Below are 660 nucleotides of genomic sequence, written 5' to 3' on the forward strand. Positions count from 1 at the left end.
GCACTGGCCGCCCTTTGGTCGAACTGGCCAGGCAGAGCTTCGATAGCAAAATAGGCAGAAGCTGCCAAGGTCTTTTCAATGTCGATCTGGTCCAAGACCTGATCGGTCACCCGTTCAGAAAAGATGTGAGCCTGGGCCTTTTCCAAAAGGTCTGCTGGGATATTGAACACATCATAGACCTGGATTAGACGCAAGTCTTTCAAGCTTGACAACTGTAAATTATGCCTCAATTTCGCCACCAGAGAGCTAGCCTTAACCTGAAAATCGGCCTTCTTCTCCACAAAAATTCGCTTATTCATGCTTTATTTCCTTTGTCTTAATTTCTTAACGCATACTCTTCAAAAATCAAAAGCTTCCGCCATCCACTCCTTGCACGGCCATGCCTTGCGAGGTCGGTTGGTTTTGCCATCTTTGTGAGATGGGCGGAGTTTCTGCTCCCGCCCACTTTTGATTTTCAACGACAATTAATTTCCTTAGTCTACCCCTTGCAGTTTTTCCAAAACAACTTCGTAGACATCGGTCAGATTACCCAAGTCTCTGCGGAAAACATCCTTGTCCATGTGATGGCCTTCCTTGTCCCAAAGGCGACAGTTGTCTGGTGAAAATTCATCCGCCAAAATAATCTTGCCATCCTTGTCGAAACCAAATTCCAACTTGAAG

General features: G+C 45.9%; 2 protein-coding genes. Both read right to left on the reverse strand.

The genetic code is table 11. The features are described from left to right. Positions 1–299 (reverse strand): hypothetical protein (locus tag FH871_RS34430; RefSeq protein ID WP_138995323.1); only part of this gene is annotated, 299 nt, incomplete at its 3' end. A gap of 174 nt (positions 300–473) precedes the next feature. Then, on the reverse strand, positions 474–660 hold a 187-nt coding region (locus FH871_RS34435), incomplete at its 5' end, for a phosphoribosylaminoimidazolesuccinocarboxamide synthase (RefSeq protein WP_305036612.1).

This window comes from Larkinella sp. C7, from assembly GCF_006149005.1.
Lineage (GTDB): Bacteria > Bacteroidota > Bacteroidia > Cytophagales > Spirosomataceae > Larkinella.